Annotated in this window: 1 protein-coding gene and 4 tRNA genes; all 5 read right to left on the reverse strand. The window is 45.3% G+C overall.

Annotated features, from left to right (window positions below):
• Positions 1 to 351: 351 nt before the first annotated feature.
• A tRNA-Arg gene (locus A3739_RS04465) sits at positions 352 to 428 on the reverse strand.
• Positions 429 to 472: 44 nt separating this feature from the next.
• Positions 473 to 549 (reverse strand) — tRNA-Arg (locus A3739_RS04470).
• Positions 550 to 590: 41 nt separating this feature from the next.
• Positions 591 to 667: transfer RNA gene (locus tag A3739_RS04475), tRNA-Arg, on the reverse strand.
• Positions 668 to 687: 20 nt separating this feature from the next.
• Positions 688 to 777 (reverse strand) — tRNA-Ser (locus tag A3739_RS04480).
• A gap of 103 nt (positions 778 to 880) precedes the next feature.
• Positions 881 to 1072, reverse strand: a complete 192-nt coding sequence (gene csrA / locus A3739_RS04485; protein WP_068479356.1) for a carbon storage regulator CsrA — start codon at positions 1070 to 1072, stop codon at positions 881 to 883.
• Between the last annotated feature and the right edge of the window lie 220 nt (positions 1073 to 1292).

A 1292-nucleotide genomic window follows, 5' to 3' on the forward strand; every position in this document is an offset into this window, starting at 1 on the left:
CTCCAAGAAAGCGCCTGCCCCTGTAGCCATCACGTCATTAATTCGATCCCTCTGAACATCTCTATTAACGGTTGTCGACAAAACTGCCATAACTCGATCAACCTTGTTATCAAACGTCTGCGTTGCATCACGCAAGCTGGAGAGCAAACTCCTCTCTACCAATCTTTTATGCGAATGACTCAGAGGATACGTGGGCAAATATAGGTGAGGACTTGCAGCCCTATTTGAGCGCGAATTGCTTCTTACATTGAATAGATTTTTAAATTTCATGATTTGACCTCCCTGAAAACTAAGGCCAATAATAAAATTTATAACGACACGTCATGTCGTTCGAAACAAATTAGGGGAAAGTGGCGCGGCTGGGAGGATTCGAACCTCCGACCGCCTGGTTCGTAGCCAGGTACTCTATCCAGCTGAGCTACAGCCGCGCAATGGTTCGGTCATAAACCGAAACACTTGATTAAAAGGGGTGTGGCACGGCTGGTAGGATTCGAACCTACGACCACCTGGTTCGAAGCCAGATACTCTATCCAACTGAGCTACAGCCGCATCTTATAAAAATCAAGGTACAACTTAAGGTAGGTTTGAAGTGGCGCGGCTGGGAGGATTCGAACCTCCGACCGCCTGGTTCGTAGCCAGGTACTCTATCCAGCTGAGCTACAGCCGCGTATCTTCAAAAAGGTGTCATGGCGGAGAGAGAGGGATTCGAACCCTCGATGGGCGTAAACCCATACACCCTTAGCAGGGGTGCGCCTTCAGCCACTCGGCCATCTCTCCAGACGCGGCGTATAATACCAAAAAAATATTAAATGCCAAGCGCCAATTTCGTTTATTTCCTGTTTTTTCAGAGGATCGATCAGGGAATAAACGATTCGCCTAATTACTCATCAGAACCCGAAGTATCGGACTTCTCTTTCTGGATTCTTTGGTAGATTTCTTCACGGTGAACAGACACATCTTTCGGTGCATTTACACCAATTCGTACCTGGTTACCTTTTACTCCTAGCACAGTCACTGTGACATCATCGCCAACCATAAGCGTTTCACCAACGCGGCGCGTCAAAATTAGCATTCTTGCAACTCCTTCGTTTGTACTACCTTCCAAAGATTATCTTAACTTGTAGGACGTCCAAATTAATTACTGCCAGTAAAGTCTACTTTTCTCAAAAAGAAAGGAACATCTTAGAACTTTTCTTTATGGACACCTAATCATTACCGGCAAGCTTGTATTAAGCAGATTATAAGCGAGAACTGTAATTACTCACTCTTATCCAAATCAAACGCTGTATGCA

The organism is Oleiphilus sp. HI0067, from assembly GCF_001635735.1.